Annotated in this window: 19 protein-coding genes; 10 read left to right on the top strand and 9 right to left on the bottom strand. The window is 65.9% G+C overall.

Features of this window, described 5'->3' with window-relative positions; all coding sequences use genetic code 11:
- The 6 genes from A5651_RS14425 to A5651_RS14400 all read right to left on the bottom strand — a co-directional run.
- Nucleotides 1–594: hypothetical protein (locus A5651_RS14425; protein WP_066981718.1), on the bottom strand; the 594-nt coding region annotated here is incomplete at its 3' end.
- Nucleotides 591–1532 carry a hypothetical protein gene (locus A5651_RS14420; RefSeq protein ID WP_066981713.1) on the bottom strand — a complete coding sequence of 314 codons (942 nt, stop codon included), beginning with the start codon at nucleotides 1530–1532 and terminating at the stop codon, nucleotides 591–593. The genes A5651_RS14420 and A5651_RS14425, both read right to left, overlap by 4 nt.
- The gene (locus tag A5651_RS14415; RefSeq protein ID WP_066981710.1) at nucleotides 1529–2530 is read right to left on the bottom strand and encodes a hypothetical protein; all 1002 of its coding nucleotides are present in this window, start codon (nucleotides 2528–2530) and stop codon (nucleotides 1529–1531) included. Before A5651_RS14415 ends, A5651_RS14420 begins: the two co-directional genes overlap by 4 nt.
- Nucleotides 2521–2994 (bottom strand): hypothetical protein, encoded by a 474-nt coding sequence (locus A5651_RS14410; protein WP_066981750.1) that lies wholly within the window; start codon nucleotides 2992–2994, stop codon nucleotides 2521–2523. Before A5651_RS14410 ends, A5651_RS14415 begins: the two co-directional genes overlap by 10 nt.
- On the bottom strand, nucleotides 2984–3883 hold the full coding sequence (locus A5651_RS14405; protein WP_066981707.1) for a DUF58 domain-containing protein: 900 nt from the start codon (nucleotides 3881–3883) through the stop codon (nucleotides 2984–2986). The genes A5651_RS14410 and A5651_RS14405 overlap by 11 nt, the downstream gene beginning before the upstream one ends.
- 9 nt (nucleotides 3884–3892) lie before the next feature.
- On the bottom strand, nucleotides 3893–4894 hold the full coding sequence (locus tag A5651_RS14400; RefSeq protein WP_066981704.1) for a MoxR family ATPase: 1002 nt from the start codon (nucleotides 4892–4894) through the stop codon (nucleotides 3893–3895).
- Between the two features lie 100 nt (nucleotides 4895–4994).
- Between A5651_RS14400 and A5651_RS14395 the strand changes: the two genes are divergently transcribed.
- On the top strand, nucleotides 4995–5342 hold the full coding sequence (locus tag A5651_RS14395) for an ester cyclase (protein WP_066981701.1): 348 nt from the start codon (nucleotides 4995–4997) through the stop codon (nucleotides 5340–5342).
- Nucleotides 5343–5346: 4 nt separating this feature from the next.
- Here A5651_RS14395 and A5651_RS14390 read toward each other — a convergent pair whose 3' ends face one another.
- Nucleotides 5347–6585 (bottom strand): sulfotransferase, encoded by a 1239-nt coding sequence (locus tag A5651_RS14390; protein WP_066981698.1) that lies wholly within the window; start codon nucleotides 6583–6585, stop codon nucleotides 5347–5349.
- 49 nt (nucleotides 6586–6634) lie between these two features.
- On the opposite strand from A5651_RS14390, the gene A5651_RS14385 reads away from it, so the two are divergent.
- On the top strand, nucleotides 6635–7210 hold the full coding sequence (locus tag A5651_RS14385; protein WP_066981694.1) for a TetR/AcrR family transcriptional regulator: 576 nt from the start codon (nucleotides 6635–6637) through the stop codon (nucleotides 7208–7210).
- Entirely contained in the window at nucleotides 7207–8325 is a 1119-nt protein-coding gene (locus A5651_RS14380; RefSeq protein ID WP_066981690.1) for a DUF1214 domain-containing protein, read from the top strand. Before A5651_RS14385 ends, A5651_RS14380 begins: the two co-directional genes overlap by 4 nt.
- Here A5651_RS14380 and A5651_RS14375 read toward each other — a convergent pair.
- Nucleotides 8322–9191, bottom strand: coding sequence for a 1,4-dihydroxy-2-naphthoate polyprenyltransferase (locus A5651_RS14375; protein ID WP_066981747.1), 870 nt, complete (start codon nucleotides 9189–9191; stop codon nucleotides 8322–8324). The genes A5651_RS14380 and A5651_RS14375 overlap by 4 nt on opposite strands.
- 91 nt (nucleotides 9192–9282) lie before the next feature.
- Between A5651_RS14375 and A5651_RS14370 the strand changes: the two genes are divergently transcribed.
- The 6 genes from A5651_RS14370 (at nucleotide 9283) to A5651_RS14345 (ending at nucleotide 14853) form a co-directional block, all read left to right on the top strand.
- Nucleotides 9283–9495: a hypothetical protein gene (locus A5651_RS14370; RefSeq protein WP_066981686.1), complete on the top strand. Its 213-nt coding sequence runs from the start codon at nucleotides 9283–9285 to the stop codon at nucleotides 9493–9495.
- Entirely contained in the window at nucleotides 9492–10280 is a 789-nt protein-coding gene (locus A5651_RS14365; RefSeq protein WP_197496619.1) for an S-methyl-5'-thioadenosine phosphorylase, read from the top strand. Before A5651_RS14370 ends, A5651_RS14365 begins: the two co-directional genes overlap by 4 nt.
- A complete protein-coding gene (locus tag A5651_RS14360; RefSeq protein WP_066981683.1) occupies nucleotides 10277–11308 on the top strand; it encodes an NAD(P)-dependent oxidoreductase in 1032 nt (343 codons plus the stop codon). The genes A5651_RS14365 and A5651_RS14360 overlap by 4 nt, the downstream gene beginning before the upstream one ends.
- Nucleotides 11309–11431: 123 nt before the next feature.
- On the top strand, nucleotides 11432–12892 hold the full coding sequence (locus tag A5651_RS14355) for a PE-PPE domain-containing protein (protein WP_082943772.1): 1461 nt from the start codon (nucleotides 11432–11434) through the stop codon (nucleotides 12890–12892).
- 40 nt (nucleotides 12893–12932) lie between these two features.
- On the top strand, nucleotides 12933–13721 hold the full coding sequence (locus A5651_RS14350; protein ID WP_082943771.1) for an alpha/beta hydrolase: 789 nt from the start codon (nucleotides 12933–12935) through the stop codon (nucleotides 13719–13721).
- Nucleotides 13722–13734: 13 nt separating this feature from the next.
- Nucleotides 13735–14853 carry a nitronate monooxygenase family protein gene (locus tag A5651_RS14345; protein ID WP_066981673.1) on the top strand — a complete coding sequence of 373 codons (1119 nt, stop codon included), beginning with the start codon at nucleotides 13735–13737 and terminating at the stop codon, nucleotides 14851–14853.
- 2 nt (nucleotides 14854–14855) lie between these two features.
- On the opposite strand, the gene A5651_RS14340 is transcribed toward A5651_RS14345, so the two are convergent.
- A complete protein-coding gene (locus A5651_RS14340) occupies nucleotides 14856–15302 on the bottom strand; it encodes a nitroreductase/quinone reductase family protein (RefSeq protein WP_066981742.1) in 447 nt (148 codons plus the stop codon).
- Nucleotides 15303–15472: 170 nt separating this feature from the next.
- Between A5651_RS14340 and A5651_RS14335 the strand changes: the two genes are divergently transcribed.
- Nucleotides 15473–16846, top strand: coding sequence for an HNH endonuclease signature motif containing protein (locus A5651_RS14335; RefSeq protein ID WP_066981669.1), 1374 nt, complete (start codon nucleotides 15473–15475; stop codon nucleotides 16844–16846).
- Nucleotides 16847–16887 lie beyond the last annotated feature (41 nt).

Genomic DNA, 16887 nt, shown 5'->3' with positions numbered 1-16887 from the left:
GGTATGAGCGCGCGCAGGCCGTCGCGGTTGTCGTTGAGGTGGCGGCGCATTGTCGAGACCGGCGACCTTGGCCTGCAGCCGGGCGACGGTGTCGTGTCGAACTGCCCGCCGCTCCAGGTCGGGGTCGGTGTTGTTCTCGAAGCACCCCTCGGGAGCGTGGGCGACGAGGTCCAGGGCGCTGCGGTACCGCTCGCGGGCCTGATCGGGGCGGCCTTCCCAGCCGTCGATATCGCCGCGTCGTTCGCGGACCAGCTCGAGGTTCACCAACACGGGACACGACTGTGCGGGGTCGGTCCGTGACAGCGCTTCAGAGAACCGCGCCTCGGCCTCATCGAGGCGCCCCTGCAGGACCGCGAGAGTGCCTGAAGCGAACGGCGCCCTCGCGGGTTCGATCACGTTCAGCACGTTCAGCACCGCGGTGTCGGTCTGCAGCGCACCCGTGTCGCCGTCGCGGAAATTCGCCGCGGCCGAATTTCCGGCTATCACAACCGAAATCATCTTGGCGGCGGCGATCAGCGCTATCAGAATCACCGGCGCCGAGAACGCCAGCAGCCGCCACCTCAACGACAACCGCGACGGCCTGCGCGCGCTCATACCGCCACGTCCCGTCTTGCCAGCCGAGTGCGCCGGACATCGCGGATGCTGGCGAACAGCTCGAACAGCAGCAGCACCGCAGCGACGAGCGTGAACAGCCAGTACAGCTCGGTGCGATCGGCAACCCCGGATGCCGTCGCGGCGGTGATCGACTTCTCACCGCCGGCTGCCGGGGCGGATTCAGTGATCGATCCGCCGTCGTCGCGATTGACATAGGGCACGCCCAACTGCTCGGCAATCCTGCGCAAGCCGGGCTGGTTCTGCGCTGCCCCGTAGCCGAAGACCGCGCCGCCGTCGATAAAGGGTGACCGGTCGAACTCGCCCTGCGGTGCGCGGGATCCCGGTGCGCCGGAACCGAAGTAGAACACCAGGCTCTGCGACTCCGGATACTGCTGACCGGCCGCGATCAACTGGTAGCGCAGCACGTTGGCGGCGGCCGCGGCGTTGACGTCCTCGTCGGTCTCGCCGGCCGGATAGGGTGCGATGCGCGCCACTACTGGCTTCAGGCTCCACGCGTCCTCGGACAACGGCCAGTCCAGCGAGGCGCGCGACGCGAACGAGATCATCGCAAACCGGGCCTTCGGGTATTGGTCGATCAACGCCTCGATGTCGTTGCGAATCCCCGACATTCGCGATTGCCGGTCGGCGAAATCCTCGATCGCGGAATCCGGCGACCGGTCGACGACGAAGATGACGTTGGTGTTCTGCGCCGATCGGGGCGCCGTGACACCGGCCCGCTCTTCGTGCTCGATCCCCGGCCGGGCCGCAGCGATGAGGATCAACAAAACGGCCAGTGTCAGCCCCGACCACCGCCACACGGTGGACCATCGCGCGCCAGCGGTGGCATGCAGACGCCGCATCGTGAGCAACCGCAACGCGATGACCGCGACAGCGACCACCGCCAGTGCGATCCATGGAACGACGGGCTGGAACGTCATCGCCGCAACACCACCAGCGACAGGCACAGCAGAACGGCCGCAACCGTGGCGACCGTCAGCGGTACGGCAGGCGCATCGCCGAACCAGCCGGTCGCGGTCTGCTCGGCGGGCGCCGACGCGGCAGGAGGCTTGCTCGCGATCGTGTTGAGATCATTGGTCAGCTGATCCTCGCGGTCCTCCAGCGAAAAGTACTGACCGCCGGAGGTTTTAGCGATCGACGGAAGTGCCCCTGCGGTGCGGCTCGACGGGTTGAGCACGTTGATCTGGATGCCTGCCTTTCCGGCCATGCTCGTGACCTGATCGGCGGTGAACAGCGATCGCCGCGTTTCCTCCGGAGCGCGCAGCTGCCCGGGGCCGAAGTAGATCAGCGAGCGACGGTGTGGGCTCTTCGCATCGAACGACGGGAATCCGGTAATGCACAACGCCAGCACGTCCTCGGCACTGGCCGCGTAGTCGATGTATGACACCGCAGGGACGAAGGTGGCGGTGGCATCATCATTTTGATCATCCTGCACCCGTGAGAGCCTGGCGAGGGCCCCGAGCTTGCCCGCCACGTACTGGTAGTCGCGGGTCATCGGGATCACGCGACGGTTGGTGGAGGTCAGACCAATGCGTTGCGTGCCATACGTTCTCGCCTGACCGGCGAAGTACGTGAGGAAGGTGCCCGTCGATGGTTCGGTCACCGGCTGACCGACGCACAGCATGATGTCCTGTGGGGCGTCGGAGGCCGCGTTCGACCACCACCATCCGCTCGGCCGGGCGCCGGCCACAGTCGCGGCGCCGAACAACACCGCGAGCAGAACCACGGCGACGAGCATCGAAAGCAGCCTTGCGCGGGCCATCCGGGCATACTCAGGCAGTCGCGTCAACCGCGACGAGTTCGCCAGCCGCCGCAGCTGACGCCGGGCCGCCTCCATGGGAAGCAGGAACGCCAGGGCTACGGCCGCTGCGAGGCAGACGATCCCGGCGAGTGCGACGGGCCACCACGTCAGGGCCACGTGCGGATCAACTCCTCGGCGGCGGAACCGGCCTGGCTGATCTCGACCGGTGATGCGGTGTTGAACCGGGCGTCGTTGAGCGCAGAGAACAGCGGCGCCGCCTCCGCCAACTCGCTGCACCTGATTTCCCCGACGTGCATGTACTGCGCGGGCACGCCGGTCGCCTGGTGCAGGAAGGCGCGCAGCGTCCTGCTCATCTGATGGCTGGCCTCGGCGGGTGTCAGTTCACCGGCACGATACCGGTTATCGATCGCCCGGATGGCGCGAGAGAACTTGCGCCGCAGCAACTTCGCGTGCAGAGATCGGATCCAGGGAATCGTCCGCAGCTGGGACGTCGGAAGTGTCCAGACGATCACCCCGACACACCAGGCGCTTACCGCGGCGAGCAGAGCCAGCCCGCACCACAGCCACCACGGCGAATACGGCATCGGCCCGATGATGAACCGCAGCACGTCATCCGGCACGGGTCGCCACCCCCGCACGTGAAGAGGCCGAGAAGACCTGGGTCATCTCGATGAGTCGGGAGCGGATCTGCCGGCTGCCACCGATGGTGGTGTTCGGGACCGCATGCGCGGTCATGAACTCCTTGAGTTCGCGCCGCCGCTGTTGTTCGGCACGCCGATAGGCCGTGACGATGCGCGGGCTCAAGTTGGCACCGCCCAGGACGAAACGGCCAGTCGCAACGTCGAATCCGTCGCCGACGGCGTCCGGTGTGCCGATCGCGGGCGCGTCGGCAACCATCGCCCACATGACGTCGTGACGGCCCGCGAGCCGGCGCACCACGTCGGCGAGACGATCGTCCACGTCGGGTTCGTCGGATACGACGACGATGAGCATCGAGTGGCGATAATGGGTGGCCACGTACTCCAGCTGGCAGCAGATATCGCTGGGTCCGGGCTTGGCCAGGACATGGCCGTAGAACCGGTGCAGCATGGACTCGATGTGGGTTTCGCCGCGACCCTGCCGGATGTTCACACTGCCGCGGCCGTCGCCGTACACCATGCCGATCTGATCGGCCCGGCCTAGTGTGATCAGACCGAACGCGCCCAGAATATTCGCGGCCACATCGATTTTCGCTTCGCCGCTCGGCGCCTGTGCGGTCATGTTGCGGCCGGCGTCGGCGACGAGAAGGATCTTGTGGTGCTTCTCGTCGACGAAGCGTTTGATCAATACGTTGCCCGAGCGCGCCGATGCCTTCCAGTCGATGTCGCGGACGTCGTCACCCCGCACGTAGGGGCGCAGGTCGTCGAATTCCAGACTCCGACTGTGCAGCAACGCATAACGGCCGCCTTCGAGGAGGCCGCGAGTATCGGTTCCGAAATGCGACCTCGCCCTGTTGAGATGCTTGCCCACCGTTGACCTCTACGGCACCCGAACCGCTTGCAGCACAGCGTCGATGATGACCTCGGGGGTCACCCCGTTGCTCGCCGCCTCAAAGCCGAGGATCAGCCGGTGTCGCAGGACCCGGTGTGCCAGCGCGGCGACGTCGTCGGGAATGACGTGGGCGCGACCCGACAACAAAGCAAGCGCGCGAGCGGATTTCACGAACGTGATGGTCGCCCGCGGGCTGGCGCCGTACTCGACGAGCCGGGCGAGCTGGCGGGGCAGGACCTCGTCGGGTGCGCGGGTCACGGCGACGAGCTCGCTGGCGTAACGGCGCAGCGCGCGATCCATGTAGACGTGTCGCACGATGGCCTGCAGCCGGCGCACGTCGTCAAGGTCGACGACGGGGCGGGTGCGGTGGTCCTTGTCGTAGAGCCCGGCGTCCATCCGGTCCATCACCTCGACCTCTTCGTCAGCTGACGGATAGGACAGGACGTCCTTGAGCATGAAGCGGTCGGTCTGCGCCTCCGACAGCGGATAGGTGCCCTCCTGGTCGACGGGATTCTGGGTGGCGATGACCAGAAACGGCTCGGGGATCGGATAGACGGTGCCCGCGATGGTGGTTTGGCGCTCCTCCATCGCTTCGAGCATCGCGCTCTGGGTCTTGGCGCTCGAGCGGTTGATCTCGTCGAGCAGCACGATGTTGGTGTGTACGGGCCCGAGCTGGGTGACGAAGCTGTTGGTCGCCGCCTCGTATACCTGCGTGCCGATGATGTCGCTGGGCAGCAGGTCTGGTGTGCACTGAATGCGTTGGAAGCCGCCGTGGATCGATTCGGCGATGACGCGTGCCGCCGTCGTCTTGGCCAGGCCGGGCACGCTTTCGATCAGGATGTGACCCCCGGCGAGCAGTCCGATCAGCAGCGACTCGCGCAGGTTCTGCTGGCCGACCACCTTCGCCGAGAAGGCGTCGCCGACGGCGCCGACGATGCGCTGCGCCTCGGCGATGTCGCGCGGGTCGAGCTTGGTTGATGCTGCGGTCATTGCTGCCTTTCGCGGTGAGAACGGTGTTGGGTACCCGGGGTCGCAGGTCGGCACACCCGCCCGCTGATTACCAGGCCCCGGCTGTGGGTAGTAACCGGCCATGACCTCACCAAAGGCGCTGTACGAGCGTTGGATCACCGAGCTGTGGGCGGCGGGCAAGCCCGTCGCGGCTGAGATAGTCACCGATGATTTCGTCGGGCACTGGCCCAACCGTGAGGTCCGCGGCCCGCAGCAGTTGCAGGAGATCATTGCCGAGACGCGGAACATGCTGTCGGACTTGACCTTTGACATCGAGCTGGGACCGTTCGTGGACGGCGACATGGTGTTCGGCCGGTGGAAGGGCGCGGGCCGGTCTGCAGAGGGCCCGATGTCCTTCACCGGCAACGACATCCTGCGGCTGCGCGGTGACCGCTTCGCCGAATACTGGACCGGAACCTCAACCGGTTAGCTCGTCAGGATAGAAAGCGCGCGACATAGGCGGCGAAGGGGTCCCGCAGGGCGCGCTCGTGCAGGCCGAACATCTCGGGTGAGGTCGCTACGGTGCCGAGCCGGCCCCTCTGATGAGCGGCCAGGTACTCGGCGACCGCAGCGCGGGCGTCGCCGTCGAGCACCTCCCCGGCCTTGTCGTACACCGCGGAGACGACGGCCTGCTCGTCGGACATGAACTCGTCAAAGCGCACGTCGATCGACCGCTGCGACGGAATGGTGTCGCGGTCGCGGACCAGCGCGCCGAGCATTACCGCCAAGCGCTCGACCCAGGTCACCGCGATCTCGTTGACCGGCACCGGTTCGCAGTACATGCGTGCGGTGTAGGTGATCATCGCCAGCATCGACAGCGCGACGGGTGCGGGGTCACGGTGGGTGAAAATCACGAAGACGCCGGGGAACACGCGGTCTAGCACCGGCAGCTGTTCCAGATGTTGCGGCGATTTGAGCAGCCAGCGCCTGCCGCCGCGCAGGAACTGCATCGCCCTGAGCTGAGTCTCGAGGTATTCGTAATGAGGAGTCTGGTCGTGCGCCATGTAGTAGTCGCGCCAGCGCGGGACATGCGCCAGGGTCTCGAAGAGCATCGTCGAGAAGTCGTTGGCCAGCAGCTGGATTTCCTCGTGAACATGGTCGGCCGTCATCTCATGCATGAGCGGGAAGTGCGGCATCACGATGTTCATCACACCCACGGCGACATCCATCCGCGTGCGTCGCGGGTCGGGCTCGATCCCAGCCTCCGACGGCAGCGGGAACGGCTCGTTGCTCTCCCAGTACGGCATGGTGCGAAACGTCGGCGGCGCGGCGAGCAGGTTGTGCAGATGCGTGGTGCCGGTTCGCGGCAGGCCCGCGATCACGATCGGGGGTTGGAGTTCGATGTCGTGGATCTCGGGGTGGCGCGCCAAAAGATCGGTGAGCAGCAGTCGGTTCTTCAACCATTGCAGTATCTGCGCGTGGTGATTGACTATACCGACGGGCTGCATGCCCGTAATCTCCTGTAGTGCAGTCAGATACACGTTCAGTCGCTCGCGGTAGTCGTCGGGTCCGAAATCATCCAGTCCCGTTTCGGCGACGGCTTTCGCATGCAGCACGTCCGCGTCGAGAGGGCATTCCGGCGCCATCATCGCCATCATGTCGCGGATCTGTTGCGCCTCGGGGCTAAAGCATGGCTCGGCGAGATCGTCGAGGTAGACGACTTTCCCGGACATCCACGGCCCTCCTCACGTCGGTTCGACTTATGTTACTCTGAGTTTCGTAATGACAACAGACCTCGGCCGGCCTCGCGATCCGCGCATCGACAACTCGGTGCTGCAGGCGACCGTCGAGCTGTTGGGCACTTCCGGCTATGCCGATCTGTCGGTCGACGCCATCGCGCGACGGGCGGGTACCAGCAAGCCCGCGATTTACCGTCGCTGGGCCAGCAAGGCGCATCTCGTCCACGAGGCGGTGTTCCCTATCTCCGAGACGACGGAGCTGGTGGCCACCGGGTCGTTGGACGGCGACGTCCGAGAAATGGTGCGACGCACTGCCAGCGTGCTGACCACCGCCGCGGCGCGGGCGGCGATGCCGGGGCTGCTGGCGGAGATGGCCACGGATCCGACGCTGCATGCGAAGCTACTCAGCCGCTTCGGCGACGTAACCGCAGAAGGCATGACCGCCTGGCTCGGGGACGCGGTGGATCGTGGCGCCGTCCGGCCGGGGGTGACGGCCGCCGATCTGGTTGAGGCGATCGCCGGCATGACGCTGATGGCCATCATCACGCGCAATCAGGAACTCGACGACGGCTGGGTGGAGCGCACGGCCGCCCTGATCATGAAGGGAATCAGCGCATGACCATCCACGAGTCCACGAAGGCGTGGCGGGAATTGCTGGAAACGCTTGGCGGCCTTGATGCATCCTTTCTGGAAGGCGACCGCGCCGTCGCCGACGACCGGCACATCGCCGACGGTTACCGGATGCTCGCGACGACGTTGGGCGTCGCGTTCGACACCTACCTCTTTCCCGATCCGAGCCGTCCGCGCTGGATCGAGGTCAACTCACCGTCGCGTCAGGACCGCCGATGGGGCGGCGACAACACCGACGCGTATTACTTCATGTGTCCGGTCGACCCGAAGCGGCGCTACCGCATCAGCGGCAACAAGGGCGACAGCGTTTACTTCTCCGTGACCGCCTACAACGAGCCCTCACCGGGCGCCTGGTCGGATCGCATCGTGGCGCTCATTCGCGACGACGAGCTCGACAGCTCCGGGGCCTTGGACGCCGACGGGAACTTCTCGTTCGACTTGGGTCCGACGCCCGACGCGGCCGTGTTGATGACCCGTGACTACCAGGCCGATCCGGCCACCGGCCGCCCGGTGAGCTGGCAGATCGAGGCGCTCGAGGAACCCGATCCGTTTCGCCACAGCGACACAGGGACCGCGGCCGCGCTACGGGCGAGCGCGGCCTGGATGCGGACCATGTTCGCGATCGTGCCCCTTGCCGTCGGCGCGCGGGTTGACGACGCGCACACGCTCGGCCATGAGATTGCCCAGGCCGCAAACGAATTCGCCGATCCGTATCAGGTGCCCGATGCGAACTTCGGTTGGTCGGCACGCGACGCGTGCTACGCCTACGGCAGTTTCGTGCTCGACGAAGACGAGGCACTCGTTATCACCCACCGGCCGCCGACGTGCCGCTTCTGGAATCTGGTGGTGTGGAACCAGTTCATGGCCACACCCGGCGTCCGCGACGCGCGCAGCTCGGTCAACGGTCACACCGCAGTGCCGAACGCCGACGGCTCCGTGACGATCGTGCTATCGCGTGGGACGACGACGCATCCGAATTCGCTTACCACACTGGACTATCCGCGCGGCAATCTCGCCTTCCGCTGGTTCCTCGTCGACGAGGTTCCCGCACGACCGGAGGTACAGCTGATCAAGCTGACCGACGCGCCGACCAGCGTCACCTAGCCGTACGCCAGCGCTAGCGTCACCGCCACCGACCACACCAGCATCGTCAGCCCAGTGTCCCGCAGCACGGGGATCAGCGCCGTCCCAACCGCGCCCCCGTTGATGGGCCGCGCCGCCCGCACGGCCAACGGCGCCGCGATCAGCCCGACCGCACACCACGGGGTGGCGAGCATCAGCAGCAGCGTGACGACCAGCGCCACCACCAGCAGCGCCGAATACAGCAGCCGGGTGAGGTGGTCGCCGAGCCGCACGGCCAGCGTGATCTTGTCGGCCTGCTTGTCGGTCGGGATGTCGCGCAGATTGTTGGCTACCAGCACCGCCGACGACAGCGACCCGGTGGCCACCGCCAAGGCCAGGCCTACCCAGTCGACCCGAAGCGCCTGCGTGTACTGCGTGCCGAGGACCGCGACCAGCCCGAAGAACACAAACACCGCGACCTCACCGAGCCCCAGGTACCCGTACGGCTTCTTGCCGCCGGTATAGAGCCACGCCCCCGCGATGCACACCCCGCCGACGGCGATCAGCCACGGCGCGCTCACGATGGCCAGCGCCAGCCCGGAGGCCCCGGCGACTCCAAAGCTCACCAGTGCGGCGGTCAGCACCGAACGTGGTGTGGCCAAGCGGGATCCGACCAGACGCAGAGGTCCGGCACGCACGTCGTCGGTGCCGCGGACGCCGTCGGAGTAGTCGTTGGCGTAGTTGACGCCGATGATCATCGCGACGGCGACCGCCAGCGCGAGCAATGCCTTCCACCACACTGCGGCATCAAGCCACGCCGCGGCGCCAGTTCCGGCGATGACAGGAGCGATGGCGTTGGGCAGGGTGCGCGGGCGGGCGCCCTCCACCCACTGCGCGACAGTTGCCACGGACGACATCGTGTCATGGCCGCCCCGCAGAAGCGCGCAGTGACGACAGACACATTGTCTCCGGTCGACTCGCGGCCGAAGACTGATAACCATGGAAGACCGACTCAGCAAGGGCGAGATTCGCAAGGACGCCCTCCAGGAGACCATCCAGTCTGTCGCGACGACGGTCGGCGAGGTGGCGGGGATCATCAGCACGGCCGTGAGGGACATGGTCGGCGCATTCGGCGGCCTGGCCACCGACATCTTCGAGATTCGGGAAGGGGTTCGCCGCGCGCAGGAGCGCACCGACGACACAATGGAGTGATGCTCGGGGTCATCGGCGGCAGCGGTTTCTACTCGTTTTTCGGGCCGGACGCGCGAAGCGTCAATCTGGACACGCCGTATGGCGAACCGAGCGCACCGATCACCGTGGGCACGGTCGGTGACCATGAAGTGGCATTTTTGCCGCGCCACGGTGTCAGCCACGAGTTCTCCCCGCACACGGTGCCGTATCGGGCCAACATGTGGGCGCTGCGCGCACTGGGGGTGCGGCGGATCTTCGGGCCGTGCGCGGTGGGCAGCCTGACGCCCGACCTGGGTCCCGGCGCGATGGTGGTGCCCGACCAGCTCGTCGACCGCACGAGAGGGCGCGCGGACACGTATTTCGATTCGGGCGGCATCCATGTCGAGTTCGCCGATCCGTACTGTCCGACGCTGCGAGCGGCGGTCGCCGAGCTGCCCGGGGTCGTCGACGGCGGGACAATGGTGGTGGTCCAGGGGCCGCGATTTTCGACGCGTGCCGAGAGCCAGTGGTTCGCAAGCCTTGGGTTCACCTTGGTGAACATGACCGGCTATCCCGAGGCGGTACTCGCACGCGAACTCGAGATCTGTTATGCCGCAATCGCTTTGGTGACTGATGTAGACGCCGGGGTCTCGGTCGGAGAAGGGGTGCGCGCCGTCGACGTCTTCGCCGAGTTCGAGCGAAACCTGGTGCCGTTTCGGAAATTGGTGCATGAGGCCATAGAAAACGCGGCCAACGTGGCCAAGGAACGGCAGTGCACGCATTGCCTCGCGCACGAGGGTGTGAAATTGCCCTTCGAACTGCCATGAGGGTGCTGCTGACGGGCGCTGCCGGTTTCATCGGGTCACGGGTGGCAGCCGCGCTCGCCGAGGCGGGCCACGACGTCGTCGGCATTGACGCGATGCTTGCGGCGGCACACGGTGTCAACGCCGAGCCGCCAGAGGGAGTGCAGCGGGTGGACGTGCGCGACGCGGCGACTGTGGCGTCGCTGCTCGACGGCATCGACGTGGTGTGCCACCAGGCGGCGGTGGTGGGTGCTGGGGTGGACGCGGCAGACGCGCCGTCCTATGGCAGCCACAACGATTTCGGCACAGCGGTCCTGTTGGCGGAGATGTTCGCCAGCGGTTGTCAGCGGCTGGTGCTGGCGTCGTCGATGGTGGTGTACGGCCAGGGCAGGTACCGATGCGCCGGGCACGGCATCGTCGACCCATTGCCACGTACGCGGGCGGATCTGGATGCAGGCGTCTTCGAGCACCACTGTCCGATCGGGGCAGAAGAGTTGCAGTGGCAGTTGGTCGACGAGGATGCGCCGTTGCGGCCGCGCAGCCTGTATGCGGCGAGCAAGCTGGCGCAGGAGAACTACGCGCTGGCGTGGGCCGAGGCGACCGGGGGTTCGGTGGTCGCGCTGCGTTATCACAACGTGTACGGGCCGAACATGCCGCGAGACACTCCGTATTCAGGGGTGGCGGCGATCTTCCGCTCACAGCTTGAAGCGGGCGATGTGCCAAGGGTTTTCGAAGACGGTGGGCAGATGCGCGACTTCGTTCACGTCGACGATGTCGCCGCCGCGAATGTGGCGTCGGTGGAAGCGGATCTCACGGGCTTCCACGCCGCCAACGTGTGTTCGGGCAAACCGATTTCGATCCTCGAGGTGGCGACCGAGTTGTGCGAGGCGCGCGGGGAGGCGCCGCCGGTGGTGACGGGCCAGTACCGTAGCGGCGACGTCCGGCACATTGTGGCCAGCCCTGCGCGTGCCGCGGAGTTGCTGGGCTTTCACGCTGTCGTAGACCCGCGCGATGGTCTGCGGGAGTTCGCCTACGCGCCGCTGCGGGGTTAACCAGCGCGCCTTTAGAAGTTTGCGCGTAATGGATGGCCGCGGATGTTGCGGCGTGTTAACGTTTGCTCGTCTGGGCCGTTCGTGACCAGCAGCATCAATCAGGTCGGGGTTACGGAGGGGCTCATGTCTGGAAAGCACCGCAAGCGTTCGGGGGTCGCATCGACCGTCGCGAAGCGCGGCAGTACCGGTTTCGCAGCCGCGGCGATCAGTGCCACCGGCTTGTCGACCGCCGTCATGACGGGCACAACCGCCGCGGTCGCGCCGGACGTGCAACTGATGGCACTGGTGTCGGCCGCCAATTCGACGTCGCAGTTCTTCGCCGGCTCGTCGTATTACGGGACGGACTGGACCCAGGTCTACGGCCAGCAGCAGGTGGTGCCGTTCCTGTTAGGTCCGCAAGGGATCGCGAATGCGATCGCTTCGCACAGGACTGACCCGACGAAGACCGGTGTCACCGCTTCCGGCTGGGGCGCCGGGCAAGCCGGGACCGCACTGAGCGAGTTAAGCCAAGCTGATCGCGACCACATTGGCCTGGTCATCCTTGATAACAACACAAACCGGGCCGGCGGAGGCTTCTGGACTACTTATTACCCCTTCGCGCCTCTGCTTCTCACGACGGCGGATCCCACGCCAAGCGACCTTGCAGTAGGCGGACCCGTCTTGGATGTCGCCTATGAATACAACATCAACTCCGATGCCCCCGTCGATCCGCTCAATCCTTTCGCCCTGGGCAACAGCCTGGCGGCCTACGCATTCGATTACGGAGCAGAATCCAGGGCGCTGGACATCACACAGAAAAATCCGGGCGATCCGGTAGTGCTCCACCAGACGGACGGCACGCCCGTGACTCTGGAACCCGGTAGGCACTACATCGTCAAGGATGGCCAGATTGTCAACTACGAAGTCGACGATCAAGGCAAGCCTGTCCTCGACCAGAATGGAAATCGCATACCTGGACAGCCAGTCGGCGGCACCACGACCTTTGTGACCGTGGAGGAGGACAACCTGCCTCTGACCCGGCCACTGCGTCTCATCCCGGGCGGCGACATCATCGCCGACGCAATTGATCCGACAATGACCGACTTGGTGAATGCGGGATATAACGACGGGCTTGGAGTCGAGGGTCACGAAGCAATTCCGGCGAACCCAAGGATCGAACGGCCGATGAAGCCCTTCTCCTCACTGTCGGCTTTGAACGCCGGAGACCTGGCGCAGGACGCTCAGGACGGAGTGGGCGACGGGACCGCGACGGCGGTTCAGGACATCACCGACCCGACCAGGCTCGTCACCAAGCCTCTCGGAGAGATCGGCAAATTGCCTGGGCTTTCTTCGTTGACGAATTCGGTTTCGGCGGTGAACCCGGCAAACGCGCCAGCACCGAACAACAACAACGTCAACCGGCTCTCCCCTGGCAACACGACCGGTGGCGGTTCGTCATCGACTTCCACCGCTCAGCCCAAGCCGTTGAAGAAAATCTCCGATGACTTCAACTCTTCACTGAAGAAGTTCGCGGAGGCCGTCCACCCGAAGCCAGCGGTAAAGCCAGCGTCGAAGACCAACACCAACGACAACGACACGAAGTAGACAGCGGCGGATTCTCGCCGCGGCGCTTATCGTCACGCTGGTGGCTTCCGCACTGATCGTCGCGATCCGGACGCAGCAGCGACGGCTGATCTACTTTCCGTCGCCCGGCCCGGTGCCTTCGGCGGCGAGCGTCCTGCCTGGCGCTCGAGACATCGTGCTCGACACCGAGGATGGAAAGCGCTTGGGCGCTTGGTATTTGCCGACCGCCGAAGCCGTGCCAGGGCCCGCCGTCGTCGTGTTCAACGGCAACGGCGGAGACCGGTCAGGGCGGGCGATGCTCGCCAGCGGCCTGGCCCGGCTCGGCCTGTCGGTCCTGTTGTTCGATTACCGCGGCTACGGCGGCAACCCCGGCGCCCCGTCGGAGGAAGGGCTGGCGCTCGACGCGAAGGCCGCGCAGGCCTGGCTCGCGAAACAGTCCGAGGTCGACCCCCGCCGCATCGTCTACTTCGGCGAATCGCTCGGCGCTGCCGTCGCCATCGGCCTGTCTCAGGAGCGCCCCCCGGCCGCACTGATCCTCCGTTCGCCGTTCACCTCGCTGGCCGACGTCGGCAAGGTGCATTACCCGTGGCTGCCGGTCGGGTGGCTGCTCATCGACCGCTTCGCGTCCATCGATCGGATCGGGTGGGTGACCGCACCCGTCATGGTGATCGCCGGCGATCGCGATGACGTCGTGCCCGAGTCATTGAGCCGAAAGCTCTACGGCGTGGCGCCCGACCCGAAGCGCTACCTATTGGTGCCTGGAACCGGCCACAACGATCCGGAGTTGGTCGACGGCCCAGGCATGCTCGCCGAAGTCGGCGACTTCCTGTCAGAGGTGGGCGTGCGGTAGCGATACTGGACAGGTGAAGCCCGCGATTTGTGACCAGTTCGGCATCGACTTCCCCCTCTTCGCCTTCAGCCATTGCCGCGACGTGGTCGCAGCCGTCACCAACGCCGGTGGATTCGGGGTGCTCGGTGGGACTGCGTTCACGCCCGAACAACTCGACCAGGAATTGTCGTGGATCGACGAGCAAGTGGGCGACAAGTCCTACGGCCTCGACCTGATCGTGCCCGCCACTTACGAAGGCAAGGGCGAGAAGCTCTCGTCGGCGGACCTCGCCGGCCGCATTCCTGACGACTACCGGACCTTCATCGCCGACCTGCTGGCCGCACACGACATCGAGTTGGATCCCAAACCGTTCACCGGCGGAGCGTCGTTGTCGGGCAACACCGGCCGCGAACTGCTCGAGGTGGCGATGAGCCACCCCATCAAGTTGATCGCCAACGCCCTGGGCGTACCGCCGGACTACATGATCGACGCCGGCAAGGAACGCGGCATCCCCGTCGCGGCTTTGGTCGGAGCTAAGGAGCACGCGGTCAAACAGGTCGCGGCCGGTGTGGATCTTATTGTGGCGCAAGGCACTGAGGCTGGTGGCCATTGCGGCGAGGTGACGACGATGGTGCTGGTTCCCGAAGTGATCGAAGCCATCGATGCGGCAGTTCCTGTGCTGGCTGCCGGCGGCATCGTCACCGGACGCCAAATGGCCGCAGCCGTTGCCATGGGCGCCGACGGCGCCTGGACCGGATCGGTGTGGCTCACCACCGAAGAAGCCGAAACCGCGCCGCACACCGTGCAGAAGTTCTTGGCGGCCACATCACGTGACACCATCCGCTCCACGGGACGCACTGGAAAGCCTGCCCGGCAGCTCGTTTCCGATTGGACGAACGCATGGCAGCCGACTCCCGGTGGGCACAAGACGCTACCGCTGCCGCTGCAGTCGATGCTCAGCGAGCCGGTGGTTCGCCGCGTCGATATCCTTGCCGCACAGGGCCATCCGGGCGCACAGGCGTTGGCGACCTACTTCGTCGGCCAGGGCGTCGGTCTGATGAACAAAGTCAAACCTGCCCGTGAAGTCGTCCGTGAATTCATCGAGGACTATCTGGCCGCGACCGAGCGGCTGAGCAACTCGCTTCCGGACTGACCTCAATCGAATGTGATGCGCACCGAGATGGGATCGCTCTGCAGGGCGCGCATGCCGATGGCGGTGGCTGACTGACTGAGTTTGCTCCGGCCGCCGAAACTTCGGGCCCTGGCGACCACGTCATCATCAGGGGCGAATGCCGCTGTGCCGCTGCGCCATTGATTGTTGACGCGGACCCGCACCTTCGGGTTGGCGGCAATGTTGTGCGCCCACCCGGCACGCTTGCCGTGCTGAGAGATCACCCAGACGCCGGTGTCGTCGGCCCGGCCCGTCAGCGGCACTCGGCGCGGCTGACCGGTCTTGGCACCCGTGGTCTCCAACTCGACCACTGATGCCGCGCGGATACCGATTCTGTCGAGTGCGGCGACCAACGGGTTGACGATCGTGCGGCCGACCTGCCGCTCGAATTTGAACTTGCGCAGCGCCTTGCGGGAATCGACAGCGGCCATCATTCGGCTCCTCCATTAGGATTAGGTTAACGACGATAATAGAATGATTACTCTAGTACAAGACCGCTTGCCCAGGGCCGCTCGAACTCTTCAAATCTCTTCTGTCACTTTGGTTTCGGTAGTCACATTCGCAGTCGGGTTTGTCGGTAGATCGAACTAGTGTTCGATATATGGGTTCGACCCGCGAGGACATCGAGGCGGCGTATGCCACCCTCGACGCCGCCCTGGCGGCGGTGGCCGCGCTGTCCTACGACGCGCTGACGGTGACGGAGAAGAAGAACCTGCTGGTGCGCCTCGAGAGCCATCGCCGCCGGACGCCTTCTGCCCAGCACCCGTTGATCAACCAGCTGGCCGCCGAAGGCGCCTCTAACGTGTTGGGCGCCACCTGCCTGGTCGACGCCTTGGCCACAGCGTTGCGGATCAGCCGGGCCGAGGCCAAACGCCGCATCGCCGAAGCCGACGACCTGGGTCCGCGTACCGCCCTGTCGGGTGAACCGCTGCCGCCGCGGCTGCCCGCCACCGCGGCGAGCCAAGCGCAGGGCACCATCGGCGCCGACCACATCAACACCATCCGCACGTTCTTCCACAAGCTGCCCAACGCCGTGGACTACGCGACCCGCGAACAGGCCGAGATCCAGTTGGCCACGCTCGCTGCCGGGCTGGGACCCGCCCAACTCGACAAGGCCGCCGCCCGGCTGGCCCACCTCCTCGATCAGGACGGCCCCGCCCCGACCGACGCCGACCGGGCGCGCAAGGCCTACTTCACCGTCAGCGAACCGGGCCCCGACGGCATGAGCGAGGTCCGGGGACGTTTCGACGCCGAAGCGCGCACCTACTGGGAAGCCGTACAAGCCAAACTGGCCGCACCCGGCATGTGTAACCCCGACGACAATCAACCCGCCGTCGATGAGCCACCCACCGACGCGGCCAAACACCGAGATGCCCGCTCCCAGCGCCAACGCAACCATGACGCGTTCAAGGCGATGGCCCGCTCGCTGCTGGCTTCGGGGCAGCTGGGCCAGCACAACGGGTTACCGGTGTCGGTGATCGTGTCCACCACATTGAAAGAGCTCGAAGCCGGTGCCGGGCACGCTGTCACCGGCGGGGGCAGCGTGCTGCCGATGTCTGATCTCATCCGGATGGCCAGCCACGCCTACCACTACCTGGTCATCTTCGACGACTACACCCGCATCCCGCTTTACCTCGGCCGCACAAGGCGCTGCGCCTCACCCGGCCAACGCATCGTGCTGCATTCCCGCGACCGCGGCTGCACCTTCCCCGGCTGCACCGCACCGGGTTACCGCTGCCAGGCCCACCACGGCAAGAAGCCCTGGGCACGCGGCGGCAACACCAACGTCGACGAAGAGGTGCTGGCCTGCAAACCCCACAACCTGCTGGTCGAAAAAGGCGGCTGGACAACACGAATACGCCACGACGGCAAAGTCGAATGGATCCCCCCACCCCACCTCGACACCGGCCAACACCGCATCAACAACTACCACCACCCCGAGAACTACCTACTACCACCGGACGACGAGGAGTAGTTCTGTGGTGTCCGAGCAGCAGCTGGCCTAGCGTCGACAGC

Origin of the sequence: Mycobacterium sp. 1274761.0, from assembly GCF_001668615.1 — a bacterium.
GTDB lineage: Bacteria > Actinomycetota > Actinomycetes > Mycobacteriales > Mycobacteriaceae > Mycobacterium.
The sequence above is the reverse complement of the archived record's forward strand: the minus strand, read 5'-3'. Positions and strand labels throughout refer to the sequence as shown.